Raw genomic sequence first — 24,172 nt, 5'->3', positions numbered from 1 at the left:
GCGCGCGCCGCGTTGACGCGCGGCGCCGCCGTGGTAAAGGGTCGCGGGCCGATCTCGCGGCACGACTGGCCGAAAGGACTGCGCATGAACCTCTTCACCGACATCCGGGCGCTTGTGCTCGACACGCTGAACGCGATGGCGCGCGACGGTGCGATCCCCGAGGGGATGCAGACCGGCGCCGTGACGGTGGAACCGCCGCGCGACGCGGCGCATGGGGACATGGCAACCAACGCCGCGATGGTGCTGGCCAAGCCCGCGGGCAAGAAGCCGCGCGACATCGCGGTGGAGCTGGCCGAGCGGCTCGGTGCCGATGACCGCATCGCCTCCGCCGAGGTGGCGGGGCCGGGCTTCATCAACCTCCGCCTCGCGCCGTCGCTGTGGCAGGGCATCGTGCGCGCCGCACTGACCGAAGAGGGCTTCGGCCGCTCGACCATGGGGCAGGGCGAGAAGGTCAACGTCGAATACGTCTCGGCCAACCCCACCGGGCCGATGCATGTGGGCCACGCCCGCGGCGCGGTGTTCGGCGACGCGCTGGCGCGGCTCCTGGCCTATGCCGGTCACGACGTGACCAAGGAATACTACGTCAATGACGGCGGCGCGCAGGTCGACGTGCTGGCGCGCTCTTCCTTCGAGCGCTACCGCGAGGCCTGCGGCATGACGCCGGAGATCGGCGAGGGGCTCTACCCGGGCGACTACCTCGTGCCGGTGGGCGAGAAGCTCAAGGAGATCTGGGGCGAGCGGGTGCTCAACAGCCCGGAATCCGAGTGGCTCGACGAGGCCCGCGAAATCGCCACCGAGGCGATGATGGAGATGATCCGCGACGACCTCGCGGCGCTCGGCGTGACGATGGACGTGTTCTTCTCGGAGAAGTCGCTCTACGGCACCGGCCGGATCGAGGAGGCGATCGAGAGCCTGCGCGCCAAGGGGCTGATCTATCGCGGCACGCTCGAGCCGCCCAAGGGCAAGACCCCCGAGGATTGGGAGCCGCGCGAGCAGACGCTGTTCCGCTCCACCGCACATGGCGACGACGTCGACCGGCCGATCATGAAGTCGGACGGCGCCTGGACCTACTTCGCCCCCGACATCGCCTATCACCACGACAAGGTGACGCGCGGCTTCACCCAGCTCATCGACGTGTTCGGCGCCGATCATGGCGGCTACGTCAAGCGGATGAAGGCGGCCGTCTCGGCGCTCTCCGAGGGCAAGGTGCCGCTCGACGTCAAGCTGATCCAGCTGGTCAAGCTGTGGAAGAACGGCGAGCCGTTCAAGATGTCCAAGCGCGCCGGCAACTTCGTCACGCTGCGCGATCTGGTCGATCAGGTCGGCCCGGACGCGGTGCGGTTCCACATGTTGACCCGCAAGAACGACGCGCCGCTCGATTTCGATTTCGACAAGGTGCTCGAGCAGAGCCGCGAGAACCCGGTCTTCTACGTGCAATACGCCAATGCGCGGATCAACTCGGTGCTGCGCAAGGCCGATGCCATGGGCATCGCCGTGGATGACGCGACGCTGGCCGGGGCCGATCTTTCGGCGCTCGACCACGAGGCGGAGCTTGCGCTGATGCGCAGCCTCGCCGAATGGCCGCGGCTTGTGGAGATCGCCGCCAAGGGCCACGAGCCGCACCGCGTCGCCTTCTACCTCTACGATCTTGCCTCGGCCTTCCACGCGCTGTGGAACCGTGGCAATGACGAGCCCGCGCTGCGCTTCGTGCAGGAGGGCGAGACGGCCACGACCCAGAGCAAGATTTCGCTCGCCCGCGCCGTCGGCGTTGTGATCGGGGAAGGGCTTGGTATCCTTGGCGTCACCCCGGTCGAGGAGATGCGCTGAGCGCGATCGGGCGGTCGGGCAAGGCCACGGGGACGCGCGATCCCCGAAACAAATCGAGCGGCAGAGAGGCTGAGATGGCACAACCGAGCGATCCGCAGGGGCCGGGCCGGCTGGCGGCGGTGACGGCATTGGCGTTCCGCTATGCGGGGGCGATCCTGTCGCTAACGCTGGTGCTGGGCCTCGCGATCTGGGGCTACAAGCTGTGGATGCGCGACGTCACCGGCATCCCGGTGGTGCGCGCCATGCAGGGGCCGATGCGCGAGGCGCCGAAGAATCCGGGCGGCGAGATCGCGCTGCATACCGGTCTCGCGGTGAACGACATCGCCGCGATGGGCGAGGCGGCCGGTCCCGAGGAACGGCTGGTGCTGGCGCCGCAGGGGCCGGGCCTGACCGAGGAGGACCTGATGGTCCAGCCCACCGCCGAGGCGGGCGAGCTGCGGCCCGGCGAGGATCTCGCCGGCACGGCGCCGGCCTTCGACCCGAACCGTCCGATGTCGGTGGACGACGTCGCCGATCTCGCCGACCGCATCGTCGCGGGCACGGTGCCGCTGGGTACCGCCGAGGCGCCCGACCCGGGCACCGTGGCCGGTCCCGACCCTTCGGTGATCGCCGCCGCGGATCCCGCGCTCGCGGCACCTGGTGCCGCCGCCGGACCGGTGCCGCCGGCGCGCCCGGCGCTGCGGCCCACCGCGCTGCGCCCCGCCACCGCCATGGCCGCCGCCGCCGCATCCGCGCCTGAGCCCGAGATCGCCCCTGTGGCGGTCAACACCCGCGAGATCGCGCCCGGCACCAGCCTCGTGCAGCTCGGCGCCTTCGAGAGCCCCGAGGTCGCGGGCCAGGAATGGGCGCGTCTCACCTCCCGCTTCGGCGAGCTGCTGTCGGGGCGCGAGCGGCTGGTGCAGGAGGCGATGAGCGGCGGGCGCACCTTCTTCCGGCTGCGCGCCACCGGTTTCGCCGATTTGGCCGAGGCACGGCGCTTCTGCTCGGCGCTGGTGGCCGAGGACGCGGCCTGCATCCCGGTGGTGGTGCGATGACCTCCGCGTCGATCCTCGGACCCGAAGGCGCGCGTCTTGGCCGCGACGAGGCGGCGTTCTTTCGCGACGCCGATCCGTGGGGCTTCATCCTCTTCGCCCGCAACGTCGAGAGCCCAGCGCAGCTGCTCCGTCTCACCGCCGACCTGCGCGACGCGGTAGGCCGCGAGGCGCCGATCCTGATCGACCAGGAGGGCGGGCGCGTGCAGCGGATGCGGCCGCCGCATTGGCATGCCTACCTGCCGGCGCTGGACCAGATGCGCCGCGCCAGCGACCCGCTGCGCGCGCAATGGCTGCGACACCGGCTGATCGCGGCCGAGCTGCACGAGGTCGGCATCGACGTGAACTGCGCGCCGCTGGCCGATCTGGTGGAGCCGCAGACTCATCACATCCTGCGCAACCGCCTCTATGGCGACACGGTCGATGGCGTGGTCGCTGCCGCCCGCGCCGCCGCCGAGGGGCTTCTCGCGGGCGGCGTGCTGCCGGTGCTCAAGCATATCCCTGGCTATGGCCGCGCCAGCGTCGACAGCCACAAGGCGCTGCCGCGCGTCTCGGTGCCGCTGGATGAGCTGCGCGACCGTGACTTCGCGCCCTTCGCGGCGCTCAACGACATGGCGATGGGCATGACCGCGCATATCGTGCTCGACGCCGTCGATCCCGAGCGGCCCGCCACTACCTCGGCTACGGCGATGCGGATGATCCGCGAGGAGATCGGCTTCGATGGGCTGGTGATGACCGACGACCTGTCGATGGAGGCGCTTTCGGGCGAGATCGACGCGCGCGCCGCCGCCAGCATCGCGGCGGGTTGCGACGTGGTGTTGCACTGCAACGGCGATCGCGACGAGATGGAAGCCGTGGTTGCGGCCTGCGGCGCGATGGGCGCGGAGGCGATCCGTCGCGCCGAGGCGGCGCTGGCGCAGCGCCGTGCGCCCGATGCGGCCGATCTCGAGGCGCTGCGCGACGAACTCGGCGCGCTCACCGGGGAAGACGCCTGATGGATGGCGGGCAGGATTTCGCGGACCGGCAGAGCCATGCCTCGGTCGAGGAGCGCCGCGCCGCCGAGGCGCTGATCGTCGACGTGGAGGGCTTCGAGGGGCCGCTCGACCTGCTCTTGGTGCTGTCACGCACCCAGAAGGTCGATCTGCGGCAGATCTCGATCCTCGCCTTGGCCGAGCAGTATCTCGGCTTCGTCGAGAGGGCGCGCGAGCTGCGCATCGAGCTGGCCGCCGACTACCTTGTCATGGCGGCGTGGCTCGCCTTCCTGAAGTCGCGGCTGCTGCTGCCGCCCGACCCGCAGGGCGAGGAGCCCTCGGGCGAGGATCTCGCGGCGCATCTGGCGTTCCAGCTGGAGCGGCTGCAGGCGATGCGCGAGGCGTCGGCGCAGCTGATGGCGCGGCCGCGGCTGGGTCGCGAGGTCTTCGCGCGCGGCGCCGCCGAGGCGGTGACGGTGCATCGTTCGACCGTGCACCACGCCTCGCTGCTCGACCTCATGCAGGCCTATGCCCGGGTCAAGACGCGCGACGAGTTCCGTCCCTTCGTGATGGACCGGCGCGACCTGATGACCATGGAGCAGGCGCTCGACCGGCTGCGCGCCATGGTCGGCGAGGCCGCCGACTGGGCCGATATCTCGGCCTATTTCCCCGAGGACTGGCGCGCCGCGCCCAAGCGCCGCCGCTCCGCCACCGCCGCGACCTTCGCGGCCTCGCTCGAACTGGCCAAGGAGGGCCGGATCGAGATCCGCCAGGGCGAGAGCTTCGCCCCCATCGAGATTCGCCGGAAGGACCGCGCATGACCGAGATCCCCGAGACCGCCCAGTTCGACGCGCCGTCGCGTGAAGAGGCCGAGCGGATGCTCGAGGCGATGCTGTTCGCCAGCGCCGAGCCGCTGGCTTCGGCCGAGATGGCGCGGCGGTTGCCGGAGGGCACCGACGTGGCGGGCGCGCTGGAGGCGCTGCGAGCCCGCTACGAGGGTCGCGGCGTCGAGCTGCGCCGCATCGGCGATGCCTGGGCGTTTCGCACCGCCGCCGATCTCGGCCACCTGCTGGAGCGCCACGCGGTCGAGACCCGCAAGCTCAGCCGCGCCGCCACCGAGACGCTGGCGATCATCGCCTATCACCAGCCGGTGACCCGCGCCGAGATCGAGGAAGTGCGCGGCGTGACGGTGAGCCGCGGCACCATCGACCAGCTGATCGATATGGGCTGGGTGCGGCTGGGGCGGCGCAAGATGACGCCGGGCCGGCCGGTGACCTTCGTCGTGACCGAGGGCTTCCTTGATCATTTCGGGCTGCAAAGCGCCCGCGACCTGCCCGGGCTGCGCGAGCTGCGCGCCGCCGGTCTCCTTGACAACCGGCCGCCGCCGGGCGCCGGCGGCGAAGACGAGGGGGCCGAGGACGAGGCGCAGGACAGCCTGTTCGGCACCTGACGGCTGCGGCTGGTCTGTGCGCGCCTCGCCTCGACCGCGCGGGAAGTGTCAGGGGGCGCGGAACTGTTTCGACAGCTTGAGCCCCTGACCCTGGTAGTTCGAAGCGATGCCCGCGCCGTAGAGCTGGTCCGGAATCTCGGCCATCCGCTCATAGACCAGACGGCCCACCACCTGCCCGTGCTCGAGCACGAAGGGCGCCTCGTGGCAGCGCACCTCGAGCACCCCGCGCGAGCCCTTGCCCTGCGCCGCCGCGTGGCCGAAGCCCGGATCGAAGAAGCCCGCGTAATGCACCCGGAACTCGCCCGCCATGGCGAGGTAGGGCGCCATTTCGGCGGCATAGGCGGGCGGAATGGTCACCGCTTCGCGGCTGACCAGGATGTAGAAGGCACCGGGATCGAGGATGATGCTGCCGCGCGGGCTGGGCACCACCTCCCAGAACTCGGCGGGGTCGTAATGGCCGATCCGGTCTAGATCGATCACCCCGGCATGGGGCTTGGCGCGAAAGCCCGCACAGGCGGCCAGCGCGGGCGAGAGATCGACCGAGAAGCCCAGACCCTCGGAGATCAGCGCCTCGCCATCGACCAGCGGCTCCTGCGCGTGCAGCGCCGTCAGGGCGGCGTCGTCGAGCACCGCTTGCCCGGCGCGGAACCGGATCTGGTTCAGCCGCATCCCCGGCCGCACCAGCACCGAGAAGCTGCGCGGGCAGATCTCGGCATAGAGCGGCCCATCATGGCCGGGCGCGATCCGGTCGAACTCGGTACCGCCATCGGCGATCAGCCGGGTTAGCAGGTCGAGCCGGCCGGTCGAGCTCTTGGCGTTGGCGACGGCCTGGATGCCGTCGGGCAGGGAGAGCCGCTCCATCAGCGGCACCACGTAGACGCAGCCCTTCTCCAGCACCGCGCCCCGGTCGAGATCGATGCGATGCATCTCGAATTCGGCCAGCCGGTCCTCGACCCTGCGGCCATCGCCGGCGAGGAAGGAAGCGCGCACCCGGTAGGCGACGCGGCCAAGCCTGAGATCGAGGCTGGCGGGCTGGATCTGCTCGGAAGCAATGGGTTGATCGGCGGTGATCGCACCGCTTTCGATCAGCTGGGCGATGCCCTGACGGGGCAGAACTCCGATCACTCTTTAGCCTCCTGCTGACATGACGACGCCCGCCGCTTTGGAGCGGCGGGCGGTCATGAATGGTCGGGCTAGCAGGACTCGAACCTGCGACCTTCCGTCCCCCAGACGGACGCGCTACCAGGCTGCGCTATAGCCCGACTGAGGCTGCTAATGCCCGAACTGGCGGGCGGGGGCAAGCCGATTTGCGGAAAAAATTCGCCCGATCAGCGCTTGCCGTCGCGGGCGGCGACCATGCGGCCGCGCAGGCTTTCGAGCCGCGCGACAAGCGGTGCGATGCGGGCGGCGCGGGTCTCGAGGAAGGCGGGTCCGGCGGCGTGCAGCAGCGCCAGCGGCGCGCATGACGCGGCCTCGGCGGGGGCCGGGGGCGCGCTGCGGCGTTGCAGCAGCGGCGCCAAATCGGTCGCATGGTCAAGCACGAGGACCGCGTCCTCGGCCTGCGACGAATCCGGCCGGTTCGGGCGTGGCGGCGCGCTGCGCGCTTCCGGCTCGGCGACCAGATCGCGGCCCTGATCGGCCACGTGGCGCACGCCCTTTTCGCGCAGCAGCTTCTGGACGCCCTTGATGGTCATGCCCTGGTCGTGCAGTAGCGCCTTGATGCCGCCGAGCAGGTCGAGATCCTCGGGGCGGTAATAGCGGCGCCCGCCGGCGCGCTTCACGGGACGTACCTGCGCGAACTTGCTTTCCCAGAATCGCAATACGTGCGCGGGCGTGTTCAACGCCTCGGACACCTCGCCGATCGTGCGGAACGCGTGAGCCGATTTCGCCATCAGGCCCGCCTCAGCTTCTGTTGCCCGAGGCGACCTTGTCCTTCATCAGGTGCGAAGAGCGGAAGGTCAGGACCCGCCGCGGATGAATCGGCACCTCTTCGCCGGTCTTGGGATTGCGGCCGATCCGCGCCGCCTTGTCGCGCACCGAGAAGGTCCCGAAGGAGCTGATCTTGACCTGCTCACCGGCGACGAGCGCATCGGAGATATGCCCCAATACCGCCTCGACCAGCTCGGCGCTGTCGTTGCGGGAGAGTCCCAGCTCCTCATGCACAGCCTCGGCGAGATCCATTCGCGTCAATGTCTTGTCCGCCATCTTGATCTCCCTGCTCTGTCGCAACCTTAAGGGCAGCGGCAATTTCAAGTCAATCTCAAGAAGATGGATGGCACAGTTGCAGTGCGGACACTGGCCTACCAGCGCAGGACCACGGAGCCCCAGGCGAGGCCGCCGCCGATCGCTTCGGTGACCACGAGGTCGCCTTCGCGAATCTGACCGTTGGCGCGCCCGACCGAGAGCGCCAGCGGAATCGAGGCGGCTGAGGTGTTGCCGTGGTCCTGAACCGTGGTCACCACCTTGTCCATCGACAGGCCCAGCTTCTTGGCGGTGCCCTGGATGATCCGGATATTGGCCTGGTGCGGCACCACCCAGTCGACGTCCTCGGCCGTGAGGCCCGCCTTCTCGAGCGACAGATGCGCGGTCTGGGCCAGCTTCTCGACCGCGTGGCGGAACACCTCGCGGCCTTCCATGCGCAGATGACCGGTGGTCCCGGTCGAGACGCCGCCATCGACATGCAGGATGTCCTTGTGGCGCCCGTCCGAGTTCAGATCCGCCGCGAGGATGCCGCGATCCGAGGACAGCCCATCGCCCTCGGCTGCCTCGAGCACCAGCGCGCCGGCGCCGTCGCCGAACAGCACGCAGGTGGCGCGGTCGGTCCAGTCGATGATCCGGCTGAAGGTCTCGGCGCCGATCACCAGCACCCGCTTGGCTTGACCGGTCAGGATCATCGCGTTGGCGGTGGTCAGGGCGTAGATGAAACCGGCGCAGACCGCCTGAACGTCGAAGGCGAAGCCATGCGTCATGCCCAGTTCGCGCTGCACCATGGTCGCGGCAGAGGGAAAGGTGAAATCGGGGGTCGAGGTGGCGAGGATGATCGCGTCGATTCCCTCGGGCTCGATCCCGGCATCGGCCAGCGCGGCGCGGGCGGCGCGGGTGGCGAGATCCGACGTGGTCTGGCCTTCGGCGGCGATGTGGCGCCTCTCGATGCCGGAGCGGGTGCGGATCCATTCGTCGGAGGTGTCGACGAGCGCCTCGAACTCCACGTTCTCCATCACCCGTTCGGGAAGGTAGTGGCCCACGCCCCTGACGACCGCGCGAATGGTCATGCCTTGATCTCCTTGGGTGCGTCCTGATGCAGGGCCGAGACGCCGGCGATGCGATGCGCCAGCCGCTCGGAAAAATCGGAGCGCGCGAGGCGCGCGGCGAGGCTGAGCGCGGCGCATACGCCGGTGGCATCGGCCGAGCCGTGGCTTTTTACCACGAGTCCGCCCAACCCGAGAAACACGCCGCCATTGACCTGACGTGGATCGATCCGCGCCTTGAGCCCGGCCATGGCGCCGCGCGTCAGCAGCGCCGCGATCTTGGAGGCGATCGAGGAGAGAAAAGCCTCGCGCATGAGCCCCGAGATCAGCGTGGCGGTGCCTTCGCCGGTCTTCAGCGCGACATTGCCGGTAAAGCCGTCGGTGACGATGACATCGACCCGGTCCGAGGGGATGTCGCCGCCTTCGACGAAGCCGACATAGTCGAAATCGCCCTTGTCGGCGGCGGCGCCAATCATCTCGCCGGCGACCTTCAGCTCGGCGCGGCCCTTGTGCTCCTCGGTGCCGACATTGAGCAGCCCGACACGCGGGCGCGCCAGTCCGAGCCCGTTGCGCGCATAGGAGGCGCCCATCATCGCATAGGCGAGCAGGTCGTCCTGGTCGGCACGGATATCGGCGCCGACATCGAGCATGACGTTGAAGCCCTGCGGGTTGCGCGAGGGCCAGAGGCAGGCAATGGCGGGGCGGTTGACGCCCTCGGCCTTGCGCAGCCGGATCATCGACACCGCCATCAGCGCGCCGGTATTGCCGCAGCTCACGCAGGCATCGGCGCGGCGATCACGCAACGCCTCGACGGCCGACCACATCGAGGTCGACTTGCCGCCGCGCATGACGTGGCTGGGCTTGTCGGTCATCGCGACCACGCCCTCGGCATGGATGATCTCGAGACGATCGGCCAGGACCGAGCCCGAGAAGATCGGCTCGAGCTTGTCGCGCTGGCCGTGCAGCAGCACGCGCGCGGTCGGATCGGACTGGAGAAAGCGTTTCACGCCGGCGGCCACGACGGCCGGGCCCTGATCGCCGCCCATGGCGTCGACGGAAAGCGTGATGGATCTGTCTTGGGACAAGCCCGTCATCGCGGCCCCGATGCTTGGGCGCGGTCGTCTGACGCGCGCCGGTCTCGCTGCGGCAGACATCCGGGCTGGCCCCCGAGGGGCGGCGCGGTCCGGGACCATGCCCGTCCCGCGCCAAAGCCCGGCAACGGGCTTACGCCGCGTCGTCGTCCAGATCGGTCTCGGCGGCACGCGCGATCACTTCGCGATCGGCGTAGTTGCCACAGGACGGGCAGACGTGGTGCGGGCGCTTGAGCTCCCCGCAGCTGGGGCATTCATTGGGGTTCGCGCCGGTCAGGCCGTCATGGGCCCGACGCTGGTTGCGGCGCGACTTGGAGATCTTGTTCTGCGGAACGGCCATGTCACAACCTCGAAGTAATACTGGCTCTAGTCTCAATGGGCGCGGAACGGGTCCGGCCCGGCTGGCGGGTGGGCGCATGGCCCCGGTCAGGGGATCCATCCCGCGACGTCCGGCGGGTCTTAGGCGATAAGAACCGGGCTGTCGAGCCGTGGAATGGAAAGAGGCCGCGAAAATACTGCGGTCGCGACGAAAAGCAAGGGGAAGGTGCTATTCCTCGCCGTCTTCGTCGCCTTTCAGACGCTCGCGCAGCCCTTTGAGGGCGGAAAACGGCTTCACGTCCTCGTCGGTGAGCGGCTCGGCCCCGGGCTCGGTCACGCTGACGTCACCGGTTCCGGCGCCCTCGGCGCGCGGATAGTCGGGCAGGGCCAGCGCCAGCGCCTCGATCATCACCGCACCGAGGTCCAGCGCCGAGGGTAGCGGCTCGATCGTGTCGTCCTCGGGCATCTCGACCTCGGTGCCCTCGGGTTCCGTCACGTCGGCGAGGTAGCGCCGCATCACGGTTTCGTCGATCCGCGTCACCACCGGTTCGAGCGTCACCACGCAATCCTGCACCACGGTGGCACCGAGATCGCCGTCGAGCCGCCAGCCATCGCGGCCCTCGGGCGACAGGCGCGCGCGAAAGCGCAGCTTGCGTACGCCGCGGATATCCAGCGCCTCCGCCACGGCGGCGCGCCCGGCAGCGTCGGGTTCGATCACCAGCTCGGTGGCGCGGCGCTGCGACAGATCGCCCAGACGGATCACCTGGCGCGGGAGAGGGGTCGCGTCGGCCATGGTCCGCTTCCTTCCTTGAAGATATGCATGGGGTTGTTGTAAGCGGCTTTAGAAGCCGCAAGGGCTTGAGGCAAGAGCAGGGGCAGTCGCAGATGGGCATGAAAACCGGCCGTGACAGGACCGGCCGCGGGGTTCGCCGCGGCGCAGCCATTCTGGGACTCGCGGGGCTCGCGGCCTGCAGCCCGACCGAGCGGTTCCACGGCTACGTGCCGGCCGAGGCGGTGCTGTCGACGATCTCGCTCGGCGAGGACCGCGCCTCGGTGATCGAGAAGGCCGGTCCGCCGACCACCAACGGGGTGCTCGGCGAGAACGACATCTTCTATATCCGCTCGGTGTTCCGCCATTACGGGTTCTTCGCCCCCGAGGAGGTGAGCCGCGAGGTGGTCGCGATAAGCTTCGCGCCCTCGGGCGGCGTCAGCAATGTCGAGCGCTTCGATCTCAGCGATGGCCGCATCGTGCCGCTGACCCGCCGGGTCACCGAGGACAGCGTCCAGAACGGCACCTTCCTGCGGCAACTGGCGGGGGCGGCGGGCAATTTCGACCCGAGCATGTTGATCGACGACGAATGAGCCCGGTTTCAGGCCGCGCTCTCGTCGGAGGTCGCCGGTTTGAACTCGAGCGCCACGCCGTTCATGCAGTAGCGCAGCCCGGTCGGTGCCGGCCCGTCCGGAAAGACGTGTCCGAGATGCGATTCGCAAGCCGCGCAATGTACCTCGGTGCGCTTCATGAAGAAGCTGCGATCGGTCTTCTCGCCCACTGCCTCATCGCTGATCGGGGCGTAGAAGCTGGGCCAGCCGGTGCCGCTGTCGAACTTGGTCTCGGCCGAGAACAGTGGTCGGCCGCAACCCTTGCAGGCGAAGGTGCCGGGCTGTTTCGGAAAATCGTCATGGGTGAAGGCACGCTCGGTGCCGTGCTTGCGCATCACCTTGTATTCGAGCTCGGACAGCTCCTCGCGCCACTGCGCGTCGGTTTTGGTGATCTTGTCCATCGGGTCCTCCGTGATCTCGTTCACCTATGTAGTCAGCACCGCGCCGGATGCCAGCGGGGCCCGGCATGGGCGTGATCCTGCGGCGTGGCCGGCTGGTCGCGCGCACGGCGCAGGGCGAGGCGCTGGCCCGCGCCACGGCGCTGCGCGCGCGTTGCTTCGTCGATCTGGGCGGGGCGCTGCGCGACGCCGACGGGCACGACGCGCGGGCCCGGCACCTGCTGGTCGAGGACGCGGCGGGCCGGGCGCTCTGCACGCTGCGCTGGCGCGTTCTCGCGCCGGGCGAGGTCGGGCTGGCCGCGAGCGCCGAGAGCTACGATCTCGGCCCGCTGGCGGCGCGGCCGGTGCGGTCGATGGAGATCGGTCGCTTTTGCACCGCGCCCGAGGCCCGCGACGGCGAGGCGCTCAGGCTGGCGCTGGGGGCGCTGACCCGGCTGGTGCTGCGCGAAAGGGTCGAGCTGCTGTTCGGCTGCGCCTCGTTTCCCGGCACCGACCCGCGCCCGCACCGCGCGGCGCTGGCCTGGCTCGGCGCGCGTCACGTGGCTCCCGTCGGACTGCGGCCCGGGCGGCGCGGGAAGGCGGAGACGTTTGATCTCGCCGGGACGGCGGGCGCGCCCCACGCCGCGCCGGCGGGGCTGCCGCCGCTGCTGCGCAGCTATCTCGGCATGGGCGCCGTGGTCAGCGATCACGCGGTGGTGGATCGGGTGATGAACACGATCCATGTGCTGTGCATGCTCGATGTCGCGGCGATCCCCGCGGCCCGCGCCCGGGCGCTGCGCGCCCTTGCATTCGGCCCTTGATAAGCCGCGCGGCGCCCTCTAGCTGGCGAGCATGGCACGCGCACCCCTTCTCCAGCTCACCGATATTTCCCTCACCTTCGGCGGCGATCCCGTCTTCGACGGGCTGTCGCTCGCGGTCCAGCAGGGCGACCGCGTCGCCCTCGTGGGCCGCAACGGCTCCGGCAAGTCCACCTTGATGAAGGTGATGGCCGGCCTCGTCGAGCCCGATCGCGGCACCCGCGCGGTGCCCCCCGCGACCTCCGTGGGCTACATGGAGCAGGACCCCGATTTCGCGGGCTTTGCGACCTTGGGCGAATGGGCGGCGCAGAACCTCGACATGGGCGAGGAATACAAGCTCGACGTGGTGGCCGAAGGGCTCAAATTCGACCCGCATCGCGACCCGGCGACGGCCTCGGGCGGCGAGCGGCGCCGCGCGGCGCTGGCGCGGCTGATGGCCGAGGCGCCGGAGCTGATGCTGCTCGACGAGCCGACCAACCACCTCGACATCGAGGCGATCGCCTGGCTCGAGGCGGAGCTTCGCCAGACCCGCGCGGCCTTCGTGCTGATTTCCCACGACCGCGCCTTCCTCAAGGCCCTGACCCGCGCGACGCTGTGGATCGACCGGGGCGCGGTGCGGCGGCAGGAGACCGGCTTCGAGGGCTTCGAGGCCTGGCGCGACAAGACCTGGGAAGACGAGGACATGGCGCGCCACAAGCTCGATCGCAAGATCAAGTCCGAGGCGCGTTGGGCGGTCGAGGGGATCTCGGCCCGGCGCAAGCGCAACCAGGGGCGGGTGCGGGCGTTGCAGGATCTGCGCGCCGAGCGGGCGAACCAGATCCGCCGCCAGGGCACGGCGGCGATGGCGCTCGGCGAGGGTCCGACCTCGGGCAAGAAGGTCGTCGAGGCCTTCGGTCTGAGCAAGGAATACGCGGGCAAGCGCATCGTCTCGGGTTTCGACCTTACGGTGATGCGCGGCGATCGGATCGCCTTCGTCGGGCCAAACGGTGTCGGAAAGACCACTTTGATCAAGATGTTGCTTGGCGAAGTTGAACCTGACGAGGGTAGCGTCAAGCACGGCACCAACCTCGAGATCGCGGTGTTCGACCAGGCCCGTGCCCGGCTCGATCCCGAGGCGACGCTCTGGGACAGCCTGACCAACGACCCGCTGATGGCGGTTTCTGGCAGCTCGGACCAAGTGATGGTGCACGGTACGCCCAAGCACGTGGTGGGCTATCTCAAGGAATTCCTGTTCGACGAAGGGCAGGCCCGCGCGCCGGTCAAGTCGCTCTCGGGCGGCGAGAAGGCGCGGCTGTTGTTGGCGCGGATCATGGCGCAGACCTCGAACGTGCTGGTGCTCGACGAACCGACCAACGATCTCGACATCGAGACGCTGGACCTGCTGCAGGACCTGCTAGGCGATTACGACGGCACGGTGCTGCTCGTGAGCCACGACCGCGATTTCCTCGACCGGGTGGCGAGCACGACCATCGCCATGGAGGGCGACGGCCGGGCGACGCTCTATGCCGGTGGCTGGAGCGACTACCAAAGCCAGCGGAAATTCAACGAGACGCCCGCGCCGGCGCAGGCCCCCGCGCCGCGGGGAAGCGCGCCGAGCCCGACGCCGAGCGCGCCGAAGCCGAAACCGGCCGCGCCGAAATCCGGCCTCAGCTTCACCGAGAAGCATCGGCTGGACGAATTGCCGAAGGTGATCGACCGGCTCACCGCCGAGATCGCCAAGCTCGAGGAGTTGCTTGCCGACCCCGAACTGTTCACCCGCGAGCCGGTGAAGTTCCGCAAGGCGACCGAGGCGATGGCCGAGCGTCAGGCGGCGCTCGACGCGGCCGAAACCGAGTGGCTGGAGCTCGAGGAGAAGGCCGGGGTCTGAATTTCAAGCCTCTGTTATAAATTAAAAAAGCCCGCCTTCGGAACGAAGGCGGGCTTTTCTTTCGCTCGGGGCGAGATCAGCCGTCGAAGTTCACTTCTTCCATGATCCGCAGCGCGGTGGCGCGGTGGTCGGCGATGGTCGGCAGATCGGTCTCGTCGGCGGTGAACTCACCCCAGCCCTTGACCAGCTCGGAAGCCTCGGCGCCGCTCAGCACCGGGTATTCGTAGTTCGCCTCGGCGTAGATTTCCTGCGCCTCGGGCGAGACGAGGTATTCCATGAACTGGACCGCCTCTTTCTTGTTCGGCGCGGCCTGGGTCAGCGCGACGCCAGAGACATTCACATGGGTGCCGCCATTCTCGAAGGTCGGGAAGACGATGCGCACGGACTCGGCCCATTCGGTCTGCTCGGGATCCTCGAGCATCTTGCCCATGTAGTAGGTGTTGCCGAGCGAGATGTCGCACTCACCGGCCCAGATCGCCTTGACCTGCGCGCGGTCGTTGCCCTCGGGCTTGCGCGCGAGGTTGTCCTTCACGCCCTGCGCCCATTCCTTGGCATATTCTTCGCCGTGATGCGCGACGATCGCGGAGACGAGGGCGAGGTTGTAGTCGTGCAGGCCCGAGCGGGTGCAGATCCGGCCTTCCCACTTGTCCGAGGCGAGATCCTCGTAGGTGGTGACTTCGCCGTCCGCGACGCGCTCCTTGCTGGCATAGACGATGCGGGCGCGGGTGGTGACACCGAACCATTCGCCGTTCTCGCCGCGCAGGTTGGCGGGCACGGCCTCGTTCAGCACTTCGCTCTCGACCGGCTGGGTGACGCCGGCATCGACGATCTGGCGCAGGTTGGCGATGTCCACGGTCATCACGAGGTCGGCGGGCGACCGCTGCGCCTCGGCCTCGAGCCGCTCGACGATGCCATCCTCGACGAAGGCGAGGTTGACGGCGATGCCGGTCTCTTCGGTGAAGGCATCGACCACCGGCTGGATCAGCTCGGGCTGACGGGTGGTGTAGACGTTGACGTCGGCCAGAGCGGAGGTGCCGGCCAGCGCGGCGGCGATGGTGAGGACGGGACGAAGGGTCATGTAGCGCTCCAAATCAGCGTTTTCGTTGGCGGCGCTTAAATCCGAGCAATTTGATCAGGTCAATACCCGAGTTTTTCAGTCGGCGTTTTTTTCCGCCCTCCGGATCTCGTTCCATAGCGCGTCCATCTCGGCCAGGTCGCTTTCGACCGGACGCTTGCCGCGCCTGTGAAGTTCGTTCTCTATATACTTGAATCGGCGTGTAAACTTGTCGTTTGAGCGGCGCAGGGCCACCTCCGGATCGACGCCGAGATGCCGCGACAGGTTGGCCATGACGAACAGGAGGTCGCCCATCTCGGCCTCGATCTCGTCGAGGCTCAGACGGTCGCGCGCCTCGACCAACTCGTGTGCCTCCTCGACCAGCTTGTCGAGAACCTGCGCCGTTTGCGGCCAGTCGAATCCCACCCGCGCGGCGCGCTTCTGCAGCTTGGCCGCGCGCATCAGCGCCGGCAGGCCGAGCGCCACGCCGTCGAGCACGCCGGTTTCGGCACGGCCCGCGCGTTCGGCCGCCTTGATCGCCTCCCAAGCGTGGGTCTGCTCCTCGGCGGTGCGGTCGCGATCCTCCTCGCCGAAGACATGCGGGTGACGCGCGATCATCTTGTTCGATATCGCGCGCGCCACCGCCGCGAGATCGAAATGCCCGGCCTCGCGCGCCATCTGCGCGTGGTAGACCGATTGCAGCAGCAGGTCGCCCAGCTCGCCCCGAAGCTCGGGCCAGTCTTCGCGGGCGATGGCGTCGGCCACCTCGTAGGCTTCCTCGATCGTGTAGGGGGCGATCGAGGCGAAGTCCTGCTCGATATCCCATGGGCATCCGTGATCGGGGTCGCGCAGCGCCCGCATGATTGCAGACAGCCGCGCGATCTCGCGGGCGGCGTCCAGGTCGGTGTCACGGATCTCGGGCTCGGTCTGGGGCATTGCGCAGGGCTCCTGTCGATGGCAAGCCGCAGGCTAGGATTTCAAAGCCCGGAGCGCCAGACATGCCCGTCATCAACCGCATCGCCGATTTCGCCGAGGAGATGAAGGGCTGGCGCCACCAGCTTCACGCCGCGCCCGAGATCGGCTTCGACTGCCACGAGACGGCGGGCTTCATCACGGCGCGGCTGCGCGAATTCGGCGTCGACGAGATACACGAGGGCATCGCGACATCCGGGGTGGTGGCGCTGATCCGGGGCCGGGGCGAGGGCCCGGTGATCGGGCTGCGCGCCGACATGGACGCGCTGCCGATGGACGAGCAGACCGGGCTGCCGCATGCCTCGGCGAACAAGGGCCGGATGCATGCCTGCGGCCATGACGGCCACACCACGATGCTGCTGGGGGCCGCGAAGTACCTTGCCGAGACGCGCAATTTCGCGGGCACCGTGGCGCTGATTTTCCAGCCCGCCGAAGAGGGCGGCGGCGGGGCCGGTGTGATGGTCGAGGAAGGGGTGATGGAGCGCTTCGGCATCGACGAGGTCTTTGCCCTGCACAACGAACCGGGTCTGCCGGTGGGGCAGTTCCGCACTGCACCGGGGCCGATCATGGCGGCGGTGGATGATTTCACCATCACCGTGACCGGCAAGGGCGGGCATGGCGCCATGCCGCACGACGCGACCGATCCGGTGGTCGCGGCCTGCGGCATCGTCACCGCGATCCAGACCATCGTCAGCCGCAACCACGACGCGCGCGAGGATCTGGTTATCTCGGTCACGCAGATCCATACCGGCAGCGCCGACAACGTGATCCCAGCCACCGCCTGGATCAACGGCACGGTGCGCAGCTTTGACAAGCAGGTGCAGGCGATGGTGATGCGGCGGATGCGCGAGATCTGCGAGGGGCAGGCCATGGCCTACGGCGTGCGTGCCGATCTCGACTACAATCTCGGTTACCCGGCCACGGTGAACGATGCCGGGAAGGCCGGATTCGCCGCTGGCGTGGCTGAGGAGGTCGGGCTGGGCTGTGACGCCGACAGTCAGCGCGCCATGGGTGCCGAGGATTTCTCCTTCATGCTCGAGGCGCGGCCCGGCGCCTATCTCTTCATCGGCAATGGGGAGACGGCGGGCGTGCACCACCCCGAATACGACTTCAACGACGAGACGGCCCCCTACGGCGCGTCGTTTTTCGCCCGGCTGGTCGAACGCGCGCAGCCCGCGCGCGGTTGAGCCGAGGGCGCGGCCGTTGCAGCACGGCGGCCGTGTCTGAAACGAGGTTGAAAAGCGGCGGTCAGGTGGTTGAAAACGATGGGTATAATGGCTCTGGCGACCACGGCTGCCTTGGCGGCGCCACTGGCTTGGGTGCGCATCGCACCGGCGGATGTGGCGCGCTGGCACGTCGATCCCATGGAGGTCGAACGGGTGCCGCAGGCGCCGCGCCGTGGCGGCTGGCTGGTGCGCACCGGCCCCGCCAATGCCGCGCCGTCGGTCTTCGACACCGACCCGGCGACGCTGCTCTCGGCCTTCGACGAGATCGCGCGGGCGACTCCGCGCACACGGGCCCTGTTCGAAAGCCCGGCGGAGGGGCGCGTGACCTATGTCACCCGCTCGCCCGTCGCCGGCTTCCCTGACTATACCAGCGTCAAGGCGGTCCCCGAGGCCGGCGGCGCCGCCTTGATGATCTGGGCGCGGCAGCGTTTCGGGGTCGCCGACATGGGCGTGAACCGCAAGCGGGTCGAGGCGTGGATAGCCGCGCTCGAAGATCGTCTGCCGCGCCGCTGAGCGTCACTTGACGCCTAAGTGGCGATGGAGGATGGGTGATCCATGATCGCACAGGACAAGATCGACCAGATCACCGCCCGCTTCGAGTTTCTCGAGGCGAAGATGTCGTCGGGCGCCTCGGGCGGCGAGATCGCCGAGCTGGGCCGCGAATACGCGGAGCTGAAACCGGTGGTCGAGACCGCCGCCGAGCATGCCCGCCTCGAGGCCGAGATCGCCGAGGCGCAAGCGATGCTGCGCGACCCCGAGATGCGCGACCTCGCCGAGGAGGAGCTGCCCGGCCTGCGCGAACGGCTGGAGGCCGCCGAGACGGCGCTGCGCCTTGCGCTGTTGCCCAAGGACGCCGCCGATGCGCGCCCGGCGATGATCGAGATCCGGCCCGGCACCGGCGGCGACGAGGCCGCGCTCTTCGCGGCCGACTTGTTGCGCATGTACATGCGCTATGCCGATGCGCGGGGCTGGCGCTTTGAGATCATCGAGGAGCAGGCGACCGAGCTGGGCGGGATCAAGGAGGTCGTGGCGCGGATCGAAGGTGAGGGCGTCTTCGCCCGGATGAAGTACGAATCCGGCGTGCACCGGGTGCAGCGCGTGCCCGAGACAGAGAGCGGCGGCCGCATCCACACCTCGGCGGCCACCGTGGCGGTGCTGCCCGAGGCCGAGGCGGTGGACGTGAAGATCGATCCCGCAGATATCCGCATCGACACGATGCGGGCGAGCGGCGCCGGCGGCCAGCACGTCAACACCACCGACTCGGCGGTGCGGATCACCCATATTCCCAGCGGTATCGTCGTCACGTCGAGCCAGAAATCGCAGCACCGCAACCGCGAATTGGCGATGGAGGTGCTGCGCTCGCGGCTCTTCGACGCCGAGCGGATGCGGGTCGAGGGCGCGCGCTCGGCCGATCGCCGCGCGCAGGTCGGTTCGGGCGACCGGTCCGAGCGAATCCGCACCTACAACTTTCCGCAGGGCCGCCTGACCGATCACCGCATCAACCTGACGCTCTACAAGCTCGACGCGGTGATGGGCGGCGATCTCGACGAGATCATCGACGCGCTGACGGCGGAGGCGCAGGCGGCGCTGCTGGCGGAGATGGAGGCATGAGCCCGCTGCCATCCGGCCCGCTGACCGGCGCCGCGGCGCTGGTCTCGGCCACGCGCCGGCTGGCCGAGGCGGGGGTGCCCGATCCGGGCCGCGACGCGCGGCGGCTGTTCAGCCACGCGATCGGCGTCGATCCGGGGCGGCTGACGCTAGTGCTGCCCGAGCCGGTCGATGGCGGGAAGCTGGCCGAGTTCGAGGCGCTGATCGAACGGCGCGCCGCGCGCGAGCCGGTGTCGCACCTGACCGGCAGCCGCGCCTTCTACGGCCGCCGCTTCAAGGTGACGCGCGACGTGCTCGACCCTCGCCCCGAGACCGAGATGCTGGTCGAGGCGGCCCTGTCCGAACCGTTCGGCCACGTGCTCGATCTCGGCGTCGGTTCGGGCTGCATCCTGCTGACGCTGCTGGCGGAAATGCCGGATGCGCGCGGCGTCGGCGTCGATCTGTCCGAGGCCGCCTGCGCCGTGGCGCGCGAGAATGCCATGGCGCTGGGACTTGCCGACCGGGCCCATATCCAGGTCTCTGACTGGGTCAGCCGGGTCGAGGGGATGTTCGACCTCGTGGTGTCGAACCCGCCCTATATCGCGCGCGCCGAAATGGAAGGGCTTGCCCCCGAGGTGCGCGACTGGGAGCCTGCGGGCGCGCTCACCGACGGCGCCGACGGGCTGTCGTGCTATCGCGCGATCCTCGACGGGGCGACCGAGGTTCTGACGCCGGGCGGGCGGCTGGTGATGGAGCTGGGCGTGGGGCAGGCCGAGGCGGTGGGGAGCCTCGCCGTGGCCCGCGGCTTTGCGCCCGTCGCGCTCATTCCCGATCTAGACGGGCGCGATCGGGTGATCGTGCTGGGATTGCCGCAATCGGGATTCTGAGCGCGAAAAACGCCGCTCTTTCGGCTGAGATCGCAGTTTCCACTTGTCACCGGGCGGTCTGCATGGTTAGTCCTTGGCATCGGACGGAGGAAGGCGCACGCGCCCTCCCGCCCCGACACGCTGCCAGATCATCGCAGGCCCCGACGTCGCAGCAGCGCGCATCGCGCGCGCAGACCGGGTCAAAGCGCAACGCCTGAGCCAGGCCGGAACCGAAGAATCACATGAGATCATCGAAGTCACGCTCGCGCGGCAACAAGAACCGCAACAACAACCGTCCTTCGGGCGGGAACATCGTCAATCGCGTGTTCGACAGCTCGGGCCCCGATGGCAAGGTGCGCGGTACGCCCCAGCAGATCATCGAGAAATACACCCAGTTGCACCGTGACGCCCAGCTTTCGGGCGATCGTGTCGCGGCCGAGAACTTCGCCCAGCACGCCGAGCATTACCTGAGGATGCTGGCCGAGGCGCAGAAGGAAATCGAGGCCAAGCGCGAGGAAGCCGAGGCCCAGAACCGCGAGCGTCAGGCCGAGCGCGACCGCCAGGCCGAGCGCGACCGCGAACGCGCGGCCCGCCTGCGGGCGCAGGAAGAGGCGGCGGCGGCGCAGCATCAGCAGCCCGAGCCGCAGCGCGAGCCCCGTCACGAGGAGCGGCACGAGGCGCGGCAGGCCGAGGAGCCCGCCAGCGATCTGGTTGAGACCCCGGAGAACCGCGAGCCCGCGCGAGAGATCCCGGCGCAGCCCGCGGAGGCCCAGCCCGGCGCCGAGGCGCCCAAGGCCGAGGACAAGCCCAAGCGGCCGCGCAAGCCGCGCGTGAAGCGCGACACGCCCGAGGGCGAAAAGCCGGCGCCGCGTCCGCGCCGCGCCAAGCCCGCCGCCAAGGCGGAGAGCGGATCGGCCGAAGCGGCCGAGTAGGCCCGCTCCGACAGGATGAAGAAAAGGCGGCGCCCGGGTCCGGGCGCCGCCTTTTTCGTCATTGCGCGGCAGCCACCGACCGGGCCAGCGCGCACCACGCCTCGAGCCCGACCTGCTCGGCCCGCTCGGTCGGCGGGATGCCGGCGGCGGCGAGGTGATCCTCGATCCCCGGCGCCACCCCCTTGAGCGAGGCGCGCAGCATCTTGCGCCGCTGGTTGAACCCGGCCGCCACGACGCGGCTCAGCACCGCGGGATCGGCCGGAAAGCGCGGCGCGGGCAGGGCGGTGAGGTGGACCACCGCCGAGGACACCTTGGGCGCGGGTACGAAGGCCTGCGGCGGCAGGTCGAGCACGATGCGCGCGCTGGCGCGCCACTGCGCGAGGATCGCGAGACGACCATAGGCCTTGGAGCCCGGCGCGGCGACGATCCGCTCGGCCACTTCGCGCTGGAACATCAGCGTCAGGCTCTCCCAGAAGGGTGGCCACTCTTTCGGCGTCAGCCAGCGCACCAGAAGCTCGGTACCGACATTGTAGGGCAGGTTCGCAGCGACCCGGATCGGCGGCGTCAGATGCGCCAGCGGGTCGATCTCGAGCGCGTCGCCCTCGATCACCTGCAACCGCCCGGGATAGCGCGCGGCGATCTCCTCGAGCGCGGGCATGCAACGCGCATCCTTCTCGATGGCGAGCACCCGGCGCGCGCCCTCGGCCAGGAGCCCGCGCGTCAGTCCGCCCGGGCCCGGCCCGATCTCGAGAATGTCCGATCCCGCCAGATCCCCCGCCGCCCGCGCGATCCGCGCGGTGAGGTTGAGATCGAGCAGGAAATTCTGGCCCAGCGTCTTCTTGGCGCGCAGGCCGTGGGTCTCGATCACCTCGCGCAGGGGCGGCAGATCGTCGATAGCGGCCATGGGGGCGATCCCTCGTTCATCTTTCTGAAAATACGCATGGCGCTCCGCCGGGGACCGCCGCGCCGTTCCCTTAGCGCGCGCCGCGCGCCTGCGCCATATCGGCGGCCATGCGGATCGCGGCGATCATCGACGACGGGTCCGCGAGCCCCTGTCCGGCGATACCGAAGGCGGTGCCGTGATCGGGCGAGGTGCGGATGAAGGGCAGGCCGAGCGTGACGTTGACCCCACCCGAGAAATCGATGGTCTTGATCGGGATCAACGCCTGGTCGTGATACATGCAGATCGCCGCGTCATAGCCCGCGCGTGCGCCCGCGTGAAACATCGTGTCGGCCGACATCGGCCCGCGCAGATCGAAGCCCTCGTCGCCCAGCCGCGCCATCAACGGCGCGATCATGGCGATCTCCTCATGGCCCATCTTGCCGTCCTCGCCCGCATGCGGGTTCAGCCCGGCGATGGCGATGCGCGGGGCCTCGATCCCGAAATCGCGGATCAGCGCGTCGCGGGTGATACGGATCGTGGCCTCGAGCAGTTCCGGCGTGAGCCGCTCGGGCACCTGCGACAGCGGGATGTGGATGGTGGCGGGCACGACGCGCAGCGCGTCGCAGGCGAGCATCATCACGACCTCGTCCACGCCAGCCAGCGCCGCGAGATACTCGGTATGGCCCGGATAGGCGAAATTCGCGCCGTCGATCAGCGCGGCCTTGTGGATCGGCGCGGTGCACAGCGCCGAACAGTCCCCCGAGCGCACCAAGTCGACCCCGTCGCGGATCGCGTCGATCACGCCCTGCGCATGGGCCGGATCGGGTCGTCCCGGCACGGCAGGCGGGCCGAAATCGCGCGCCAGCACCGGCAGCGCGGTTCCGCTCAGATCCGCCGCCTCGGAAGCCCCGCTCACTGTTTGCCATGGCAGCGCCTCGGGCAGGTGGCGCGGATCTCCGAGCCAGAGGAGCGGGATCTCGCCGCGCAACTTCTCCCAGGCGCGGGCCGCGATCTCTGGGCCGATACCCGCGGGTTCGCCGCAGGAGATCGCGACCGGCTTCACTGGCCGATACGCGCCTGTGCGCGCAGCTCGGCGAGCAGGATGTCGGCGCGGGCAGAGAGCTTCTGGCTCAGGAGCTGGTTTCGCACGGCCTCACGATCGACGCCCTCGGCCGCCACCGGCGTGCGCGAGCACAGCATGGTGAAGAGCAGCGTGCCGTCCTGGCTCAGGTTCCACGAGGCCTCGTCGGGATCGAGCCGCGCCAGTTCGAGCCCGAGATCCTGCGGCAGCGACGCGGGCGCGACGCTCTGGCGCACCAGCCGCTCCTCGGGCAGGCCTTTGGCGACGCCGTAGAGATCGTCGCAGGTATCGACGAGGCCGTCGATCCGCGCCGCCTCGGCCAGCGCCTGCGCGGTGCCAGCGCCGGGGATCGCGAATTGCGCGTAGTCGATCTCGGCGATCGCGGCCGGGGCCTTCGGCGCCTCGCGGATGTCGCGTAGCTGGAACAGCGCGACGCCGTTGCGGATCGGGATCGGCGGCGTCACCTCGCCCGGCTCGAGCGACAGAAGCAGCCCGTGCAGCCCGGCCGGGTAATCGCTCAGCGCGGCCCAGTCGAGCCGGCCGCCCTGAGTGCGCGAGGGCAGGGCCGAGACCACGCGGGCCTCGGCTTCGAAGGCGGCGGTGGAGCGCAGCTTCGAGATCGCCTCGGCGCGGGCCATCGCCGCGGCGGCGCGCGGCGGCGGCGCCGGGATAATGATCTCTGAGAGCAGCAGCTCGACCGATTCCGGCCCGCCGGTCCGTGCCAGCGCCGCGTCGATCTCGGCCTCGGAGATATCGACGCCCGAGCCGTAGCGGCGGCGGATATAGTCGCGCCACGAGGCGTTGACCCGCACGAAATCGCGCAGCGTCTCGCGCGCCACGCCCTGCGTGGCGAGCTGCGCGAGAAAGGCGTCGAGCGACAGGTTCGCGCGCTGCGCGAACTCGGCCATCGCGGCCTCGAGACCTTCCTCGGTGAGCTGCATCCCGGCGCGGTTCAGCTCCTGCAGCTTGAGCTTTTCCTCGACCAGCTGCTTGCGCGCCTCCGCGCCGAGATCGCCCGGCGTGTTGAACGCGGCCAACAGCTTGGCGCGCTGGTCGAGTTCGTAATTGGTGACGGCGCTGCCGTTCACCGTGACCGCCGGGGCGAACAGCCCCTGCGCGGCGGCGCCCACCGGCGCAGCCAGGGCAGTGGCGAGCGCCACGGCCTTCACGACATCAAAAGCCCGCATTCCGGC

The 24,172-nt window shown here is 69.6% G+C and carries 26 protein-coding genes and 1 tRNA gene; 13 read left to right on the top strand and 14 right to left on the bottom strand.

Annotated elements, in window-relative coordinates:
• Positions 1-84: 84 nt before the first annotated feature.
• The 5 genes from argS (at position 85) to scpB (ending at position 5,279) form a co-directional block, all read left to right on the top strand.
• The gene (argS, locus tag LOS8367_RS14710; protein WP_085897288.1) at positions 85-1,827 is read left to right on the top strand and encodes an arginine--tRNA ligase; all 1,743 of its coding nucleotides are present in this window, start codon (positions 85-87) and stop codon (positions 1,825-1,827) included.
• A gap of 74 nt (positions 1,828-1,901) precedes the next feature.
• Positions 1,902-2,861, top strand: a complete 960-nt coding sequence (locus LOS8367_RS14705) for an SPOR domain-containing protein (RefSeq protein ID WP_085897287.1) — start codon at positions 1,902-1,904, stop codon at positions 2,859-2,861.
• Positions 2,858-3,853: a glycoside hydrolase family 3 N-terminal domain-containing protein gene (locus LOS8367_RS14700; RefSeq protein WP_085897286.1), complete on the top strand. Its 996-nt coding sequence runs from the start codon at positions 2,858-2,860 to the stop codon at positions 3,851-3,853. Before LOS8367_RS14705 ends, LOS8367_RS14700 begins: the two co-directional genes overlap by 4 nt.
• Positions 3,853-4,650, top strand: a complete 798-nt coding sequence (locus LOS8367_RS14695) for a segregation and condensation protein A (protein ID WP_085897285.1) — start codon at positions 3,853-3,855, stop codon at positions 4,648-4,650. The genes LOS8367_RS14700 and LOS8367_RS14695 overlap by 1 nt, the downstream gene beginning before the upstream one ends.
• The gene (gene scpB / locus LOS8367_RS14690; protein WP_085897284.1) at positions 4,647-5,279 is read left to right on the top strand and encodes an SMC-Scp complex subunit ScpB; all 633 of its coding nucleotides are present in this window, start codon (positions 4,647-4,649) and stop codon (positions 5,277-5,279) included. The genes LOS8367_RS14695 and scpB overlap by 4 nt, the downstream gene beginning before the upstream one ends.
• Before the next feature lie 48 nt (positions 5,280-5,327).
• Here the strand turns inward: scpB and LOS8367_RS14685 are convergent, their stop codons facing one another.
• The 8 genes from LOS8367_RS14685 to LOS8367_RS14650 all read right to left on the bottom strand — a co-directional run bounded on the left by LOS8367_RS14685 (position 5,328) and on the right by LOS8367_RS14650 (position 10,729).
• A complete protein-coding gene (locus tag LOS8367_RS14685) occupies positions 5,328-6,404 on the bottom strand; it encodes a 2'-deoxycytidine 5'-triphosphate deaminase (protein ID WP_085897283.1) in 1,077 nt (358 codons plus the stop codon).
• 60 nt (positions 6,405-6,464) lie between these two features.
• Positions 6,465-6,541: transfer RNA gene (locus LOS8367_RS14680), tRNA-Pro, on the bottom strand.
• Positions 6,542-6,607: 66 nt separating this feature from the next.
• Positions 6,608-7,171 carry a MerR family transcriptional regulator gene (locus tag LOS8367_RS19325; protein ID WP_242665611.1) on the bottom strand — a complete coding sequence of 188 codons (564 nt, stop codon included), beginning with the start codon at positions 7,169-7,171 and terminating at the stop codon, positions 6,608-6,610.
• Between the two features lie 10 nt (positions 7,172-7,181).
• Positions 7,182-7,484, bottom strand: coding sequence for an integration host factor subunit alpha (ihfA, locus tag LOS8367_RS14670; protein ID WP_085897282.1), 303 nt, complete (start codon positions 7,482-7,484; stop codon positions 7,182-7,184).
• Between the two features lie 95 nt (positions 7,485-7,579).
• Positions 7,580-8,551, bottom strand: coding sequence for a beta-ketoacyl-ACP synthase III (locus LOS8367_RS14665; RefSeq protein ID WP_085897281.1), 972 nt, complete (start codon positions 8,549-8,551; stop codon positions 7,580-7,582).
• Entirely contained in the window at positions 8,548-9,621 is a 1,074-nt protein-coding gene (gene plsX / locus LOS8367_RS14660; protein WP_085897280.1) for a phosphate acyltransferase PlsX, read from the bottom strand. The genes LOS8367_RS14665 and plsX overlap by 4 nt, the downstream gene beginning before the upstream one ends.
• Before the next feature lie 130 nt (positions 9,622-9,751).
• Positions 9,752-9,958 carry a 50S ribosomal protein L32 gene (gene rpmF / locus LOS8367_RS14655; protein WP_085897279.1) on the bottom strand — a complete coding sequence of 69 codons (207 nt, stop codon included), beginning with the start codon at positions 9,956-9,958 and terminating at the stop codon, positions 9,752-9,754.
• 207 nt (positions 9,959-10,165) lie between these two features.
• Positions 10,166-10,729, bottom strand: coding sequence for a YceD family protein (locus LOS8367_RS14650; protein ID WP_085897278.1), 564 nt, complete (start codon positions 10,727-10,729; stop codon positions 10,166-10,168).
• A 92-nt stretch (positions 10,730-10,821) separates the two neighbouring features.
• On the opposite strand from LOS8367_RS14650, the gene LOS8367_RS14645 reads away from it, so the two are divergent.
• Positions 10,822-11,298, top strand: a complete 477-nt coding sequence (locus tag LOS8367_RS14645) for an outer membrane protein assembly factor BamE (RefSeq protein ID WP_165761482.1) — start codon at positions 10,822-10,824, stop codon at positions 11,296-11,298.
• 8 nt (positions 11,299-11,306) lie between these two features.
• Here LOS8367_RS14645 and msrB read toward each other — a convergent pair whose 3' ends face one another.
• The gene (msrB, locus tag LOS8367_RS14640; protein WP_085897277.1) at positions 11,307-11,717 is read right to left on the bottom strand and encodes a peptide-methionine (R)-S-oxide reductase MsrB; all 411 of its coding nucleotides are present in this window, start codon (positions 11,715-11,717) and stop codon (positions 11,307-11,309) included.
• 65 nt (positions 11,718-11,782) lie between these two features.
• Between msrB and LOS8367_RS14635 the strand changes: the two genes are divergently transcribed.
• The gene (locus LOS8367_RS14635; protein WP_085897276.1) at positions 11,783-12,514 is read left to right on the top strand and encodes a GNAT family N-acetyltransferase; all 732 of its coding nucleotides are present in this window, start codon (positions 11,783-11,785) and stop codon (positions 12,512-12,514) included.
• Between the two features lie 31 nt (positions 12,515-12,545).
• Positions 12,546-14,378, top strand: a complete 1,833-nt coding sequence (locus LOS8367_RS14630) for an ABC-F family ATP-binding cassette domain-containing protein (protein ID WP_085897275.1) — start codon at positions 12,546-12,548, stop codon at positions 14,376-14,378.
• A gap of 76 nt (positions 14,379-14,454) precedes the next feature.
• On the opposite strand, the gene LOS8367_RS14625 is transcribed toward LOS8367_RS14630, so the two are convergent.
• Together LOS8367_RS14625 and mazG are read right to left on the bottom strand one after the other, a co-directional pair.
• On the bottom strand, positions 14,455-15,456 hold the full coding sequence (locus tag LOS8367_RS14625; protein WP_085897385.1) for a Fe(3+) ABC transporter substrate-binding protein: 1,002 nt from the start codon (positions 15,454-15,456) through the stop codon (positions 14,455-14,457).
• A 75-nt stretch (positions 15,457-15,531) separates the two neighbouring features.
• A complete protein-coding gene (gene mazG, locus LOS8367_RS14620) occupies positions 15,532-16,368 on the bottom strand; it encodes a nucleoside triphosphate pyrophosphohydrolase (protein WP_085897274.1) in 837 nt (278 codons plus the stop codon).
• A gap of 62 nt (positions 16,369-16,430) precedes the next feature.
• Here mazG and LOS8367_RS14615 point away from each other — a divergent pair, with 62 nt between their 5' ends.
• From LOS8367_RS14615 to LOS8367_RS14595, 5 genes are all read left to right on the top strand, one after another.
• On the top strand, positions 16,431-17,591 hold the full coding sequence (locus LOS8367_RS14615) for a M20 aminoacylase family protein (protein ID WP_085897273.1): 1,161 nt from the start codon (positions 16,431-16,433) through the stop codon (positions 17,589-17,591).
• A gap of 87 nt (positions 17,592-17,678) precedes the next feature.
• Complete coding sequence (locus LOS8367_RS14610) at positions 17,679-18,143, top strand: DUF1499 domain-containing protein (RefSeq protein WP_085897272.1); 465 nt, start codon at positions 17,679-17,681, stop codon at positions 18,141-18,143.
• A gap of 42 nt (positions 18,144-18,185) precedes the next feature.
• Positions 18,186-19,241, top strand: coding sequence for a peptide chain release factor 1 (gene prfA, locus LOS8367_RS14605; RefSeq protein WP_085897270.1), 1,056 nt, complete (start codon positions 18,186-18,188; stop codon positions 19,239-19,241).
• Positions 19,238-20,104 carry a peptide chain release factor N(5)-glutamine methyltransferase gene (prmC, locus tag LOS8367_RS14600; RefSeq protein ID WP_085897268.1) on the top strand — a complete coding sequence of 289 codons (867 nt, stop codon included), beginning with the start codon at positions 19,238-19,240 and terminating at the stop codon, positions 20,102-20,104. The genes prfA and prmC overlap by 4 nt, the downstream gene beginning before the upstream one ends.
• Before the next feature lie 221 nt (positions 20,105-20,325).
• The gene (locus LOS8367_RS14595) at positions 20,326-21,015 is read left to right on the top strand and encodes a DUF4167 domain-containing protein (RefSeq protein ID WP_085897267.1); all 690 of its coding nucleotides are present in this window, start codon (positions 20,326-20,328) and stop codon (positions 21,013-21,015) included.
• Between the two features lie 58 nt (positions 21,016-21,073).
• On the opposite strand, the gene rsmA is transcribed toward LOS8367_RS14595, so the two are convergent.
• From rsmA to LOS8367_RS14580, 3 genes are all read right to left on the bottom strand, one after another.
• Positions 21,074-21,919 (bottom strand): 16S rRNA (adenine(1518)-N(6)/adenine(1519)-N(6))-dimethyltransferase RsmA, encoded by an 846-nt coding sequence (gene rsmA / locus LOS8367_RS14590; protein WP_085897265.1) that lies wholly within the window; start codon positions 21,917-21,919, stop codon positions 21,074-21,076.
• A gap of 70 nt (positions 21,920-21,989) precedes the next feature.
• A complete protein-coding gene (gene pdxA, locus LOS8367_RS14585; RefSeq protein WP_085897263.1) occupies positions 21,990-22,961 on the bottom strand; it encodes a 4-hydroxythreonine-4-phosphate dehydrogenase PdxA in 972 nt (323 codons plus the stop codon).
• Entirely contained in the window at positions 22,958-24,166 is a 1,209-nt protein-coding gene (locus LOS8367_RS14580) for a peptidylprolyl isomerase (RefSeq protein WP_085897262.1), read from the bottom strand. The genes pdxA and LOS8367_RS14580 overlap by 4 nt, the downstream gene beginning before the upstream one ends.
• Positions 24,167-24,172 lie beyond the last annotated feature (6 nt).

The sequence above is a fragment of the Limimaricola soesokkakensis genome (assembly GCF_900172345.1).
Lineage (GTDB): Bacteria > Pseudomonadota > Alphaproteobacteria > Rhodobacterales > Rhodobacteraceae > Limimaricola > Limimaricola soesokkakensis.
Note: the sequence above shows the minus strand (reverse complement) of the source record. Positions and strands in the feature narration are given on the sequence as shown.

Coding starts and splice junctions, on each gene's coding strand:
- argS (WP_085897288.1), top strand. CDS start 85: ATGAACCTCTTCACCGACATCCGGGCGCTTGTGCTCGACACGCTGAAC.
- LOS8367_RS14705 (WP_085897287.1), top strand. CDS start 1,902: ATGGCACAACCGAGCGATCCGCAGGGGCCGGGCCGGCTGGCGGCGGTG.
- LOS8367_RS14700 (WP_085897286.1), top strand. CDS start 2,858: ATGACCTCCGCGTCGATCCTCGGACCCGAAGGCGCGCGTCTTGGCCGC.
- LOS8367_RS14695 (WP_085897285.1), top strand. CDS start 3,853: ATGGATGGCGGGCAGGATTTCGCGGACCGGCAGAGCCATGCCTCGGTC.
- scpB (WP_085897284.1), top strand. CDS start 4,647: ATGACCGAGATCCCCGAGACCGCCCAGTTCGACGCGCCGTCGCGTGAA.
- LOS8367_RS19325 (WP_242665611.1), bottom strand. CDS start 7,171: ATGGCGAAATCGGCTCACGCGTTCCGCACGATCGGCGAGGTGTCCGAG.
- ihfA (WP_085897282.1), bottom strand. CDS start 7,484: ATGGCGGACAAGACATTGACGCGAATGGATCTCGCCGAGGCTGTGCAT.
- LOS8367_RS14665 (WP_085897281.1), bottom strand. CDS start 8,551: ATGACCATTCGCGCGGTCGTCAGGGGCGTGGGCCACTACCTTCCCGAA.
- plsX (WP_085897280.1), bottom strand. CDS start 9,621: ATGACGGGCTTGTCCCAAGACAGATCCATCACGCTTTCCGTCGACGCC.
- rpmF (WP_085897279.1), bottom strand. CDS start 9,958: ATGGCCGTTCCGCAGAACAAGATCTCCAAGTCGCGCCGCAACCAGCGT.
- LOS8367_RS14650 (WP_085897278.1), bottom strand. CDS start 10,729: ATGGCCGACGCGACCCCTCTCCCGCGCCAGGTGATCCGTCTGGGCGAT.
- LOS8367_RS14645 (WP_165761482.1), top strand. CDS start 10,822: ATGGGCATGAAAACCGGCCGTGACAGGACCGGCCGCGGGGTTCGCCGC.
- msrB (WP_085897277.1), bottom strand. CDS start 11,717: ATGGACAAGATCACCAAAACCGACGCGCAGTGGCGCGAGGAGCTGTCC.
- LOS8367_RS14635 (WP_085897276.1), top strand. CDS start 11,783: ATGGGCGTGATCCTGCGGCGTGGCCGGCTGGTCGCGCGCACGGCGCAG.
- LOS8367_RS14630 (WP_085897275.1), top strand. CDS start 12,546: ATGGCACGCGCACCCCTTCTCCAGCTCACCGATATTTCCCTCACCTTC.
- LOS8367_RS14625 (WP_085897385.1), bottom strand. CDS start 15,456: ATGACCCTTCGTCCCGTCCTCACCATCGCCGCCGCGCTGGCCGGCACC.
- mazG (WP_085897274.1), bottom strand. CDS start 16,368: ATGCCCCAGACCGAGCCCGAGATCCGTGACACCGACCTGGACGCCGCC.
- LOS8367_RS14615 (WP_085897273.1), top strand. CDS start 16,431: ATGCCCGTCATCAACCGCATCGCCGATTTCGCCGAGGAGATGAAGGGC.
- LOS8367_RS14610 (WP_085897272.1), top strand. CDS start 17,679: ATGGCTCTGGCGACCACGGCTGCCTTGGCGGCGCCACTGGCTTGGGTG.
- prfA (WP_085897270.1), top strand. CDS start 18,186: ATGATCGCACAGGACAAGATCGACCAGATCACCGCCCGCTTCGAGTTT.
- prmC (WP_085897268.1), top strand. CDS start 19,238: ATGAGCCCGCTGCCATCCGGCCCGCTGACCGGCGCCGCGGCGCTGGTC.
- LOS8367_RS14595 (WP_085897267.1), top strand. CDS start 20,326: ATGAGATCATCGAAGTCACGCTCGCGCGGCAACAAGAACCGCAACAAC.
- rsmA (WP_085897265.1), bottom strand. CDS start 21,919: ATGGCCGCTATCGACGATCTGCCGCCCCTGCGCGAGGTGATCGAGACC.
- LOS8367_RS14580 (WP_085897262.1), bottom strand. CDS start 24,166: ATGCGGGCTTTTGATGTCGTGAAGGCCGTGGCGCTCGCCACTGCCCTG.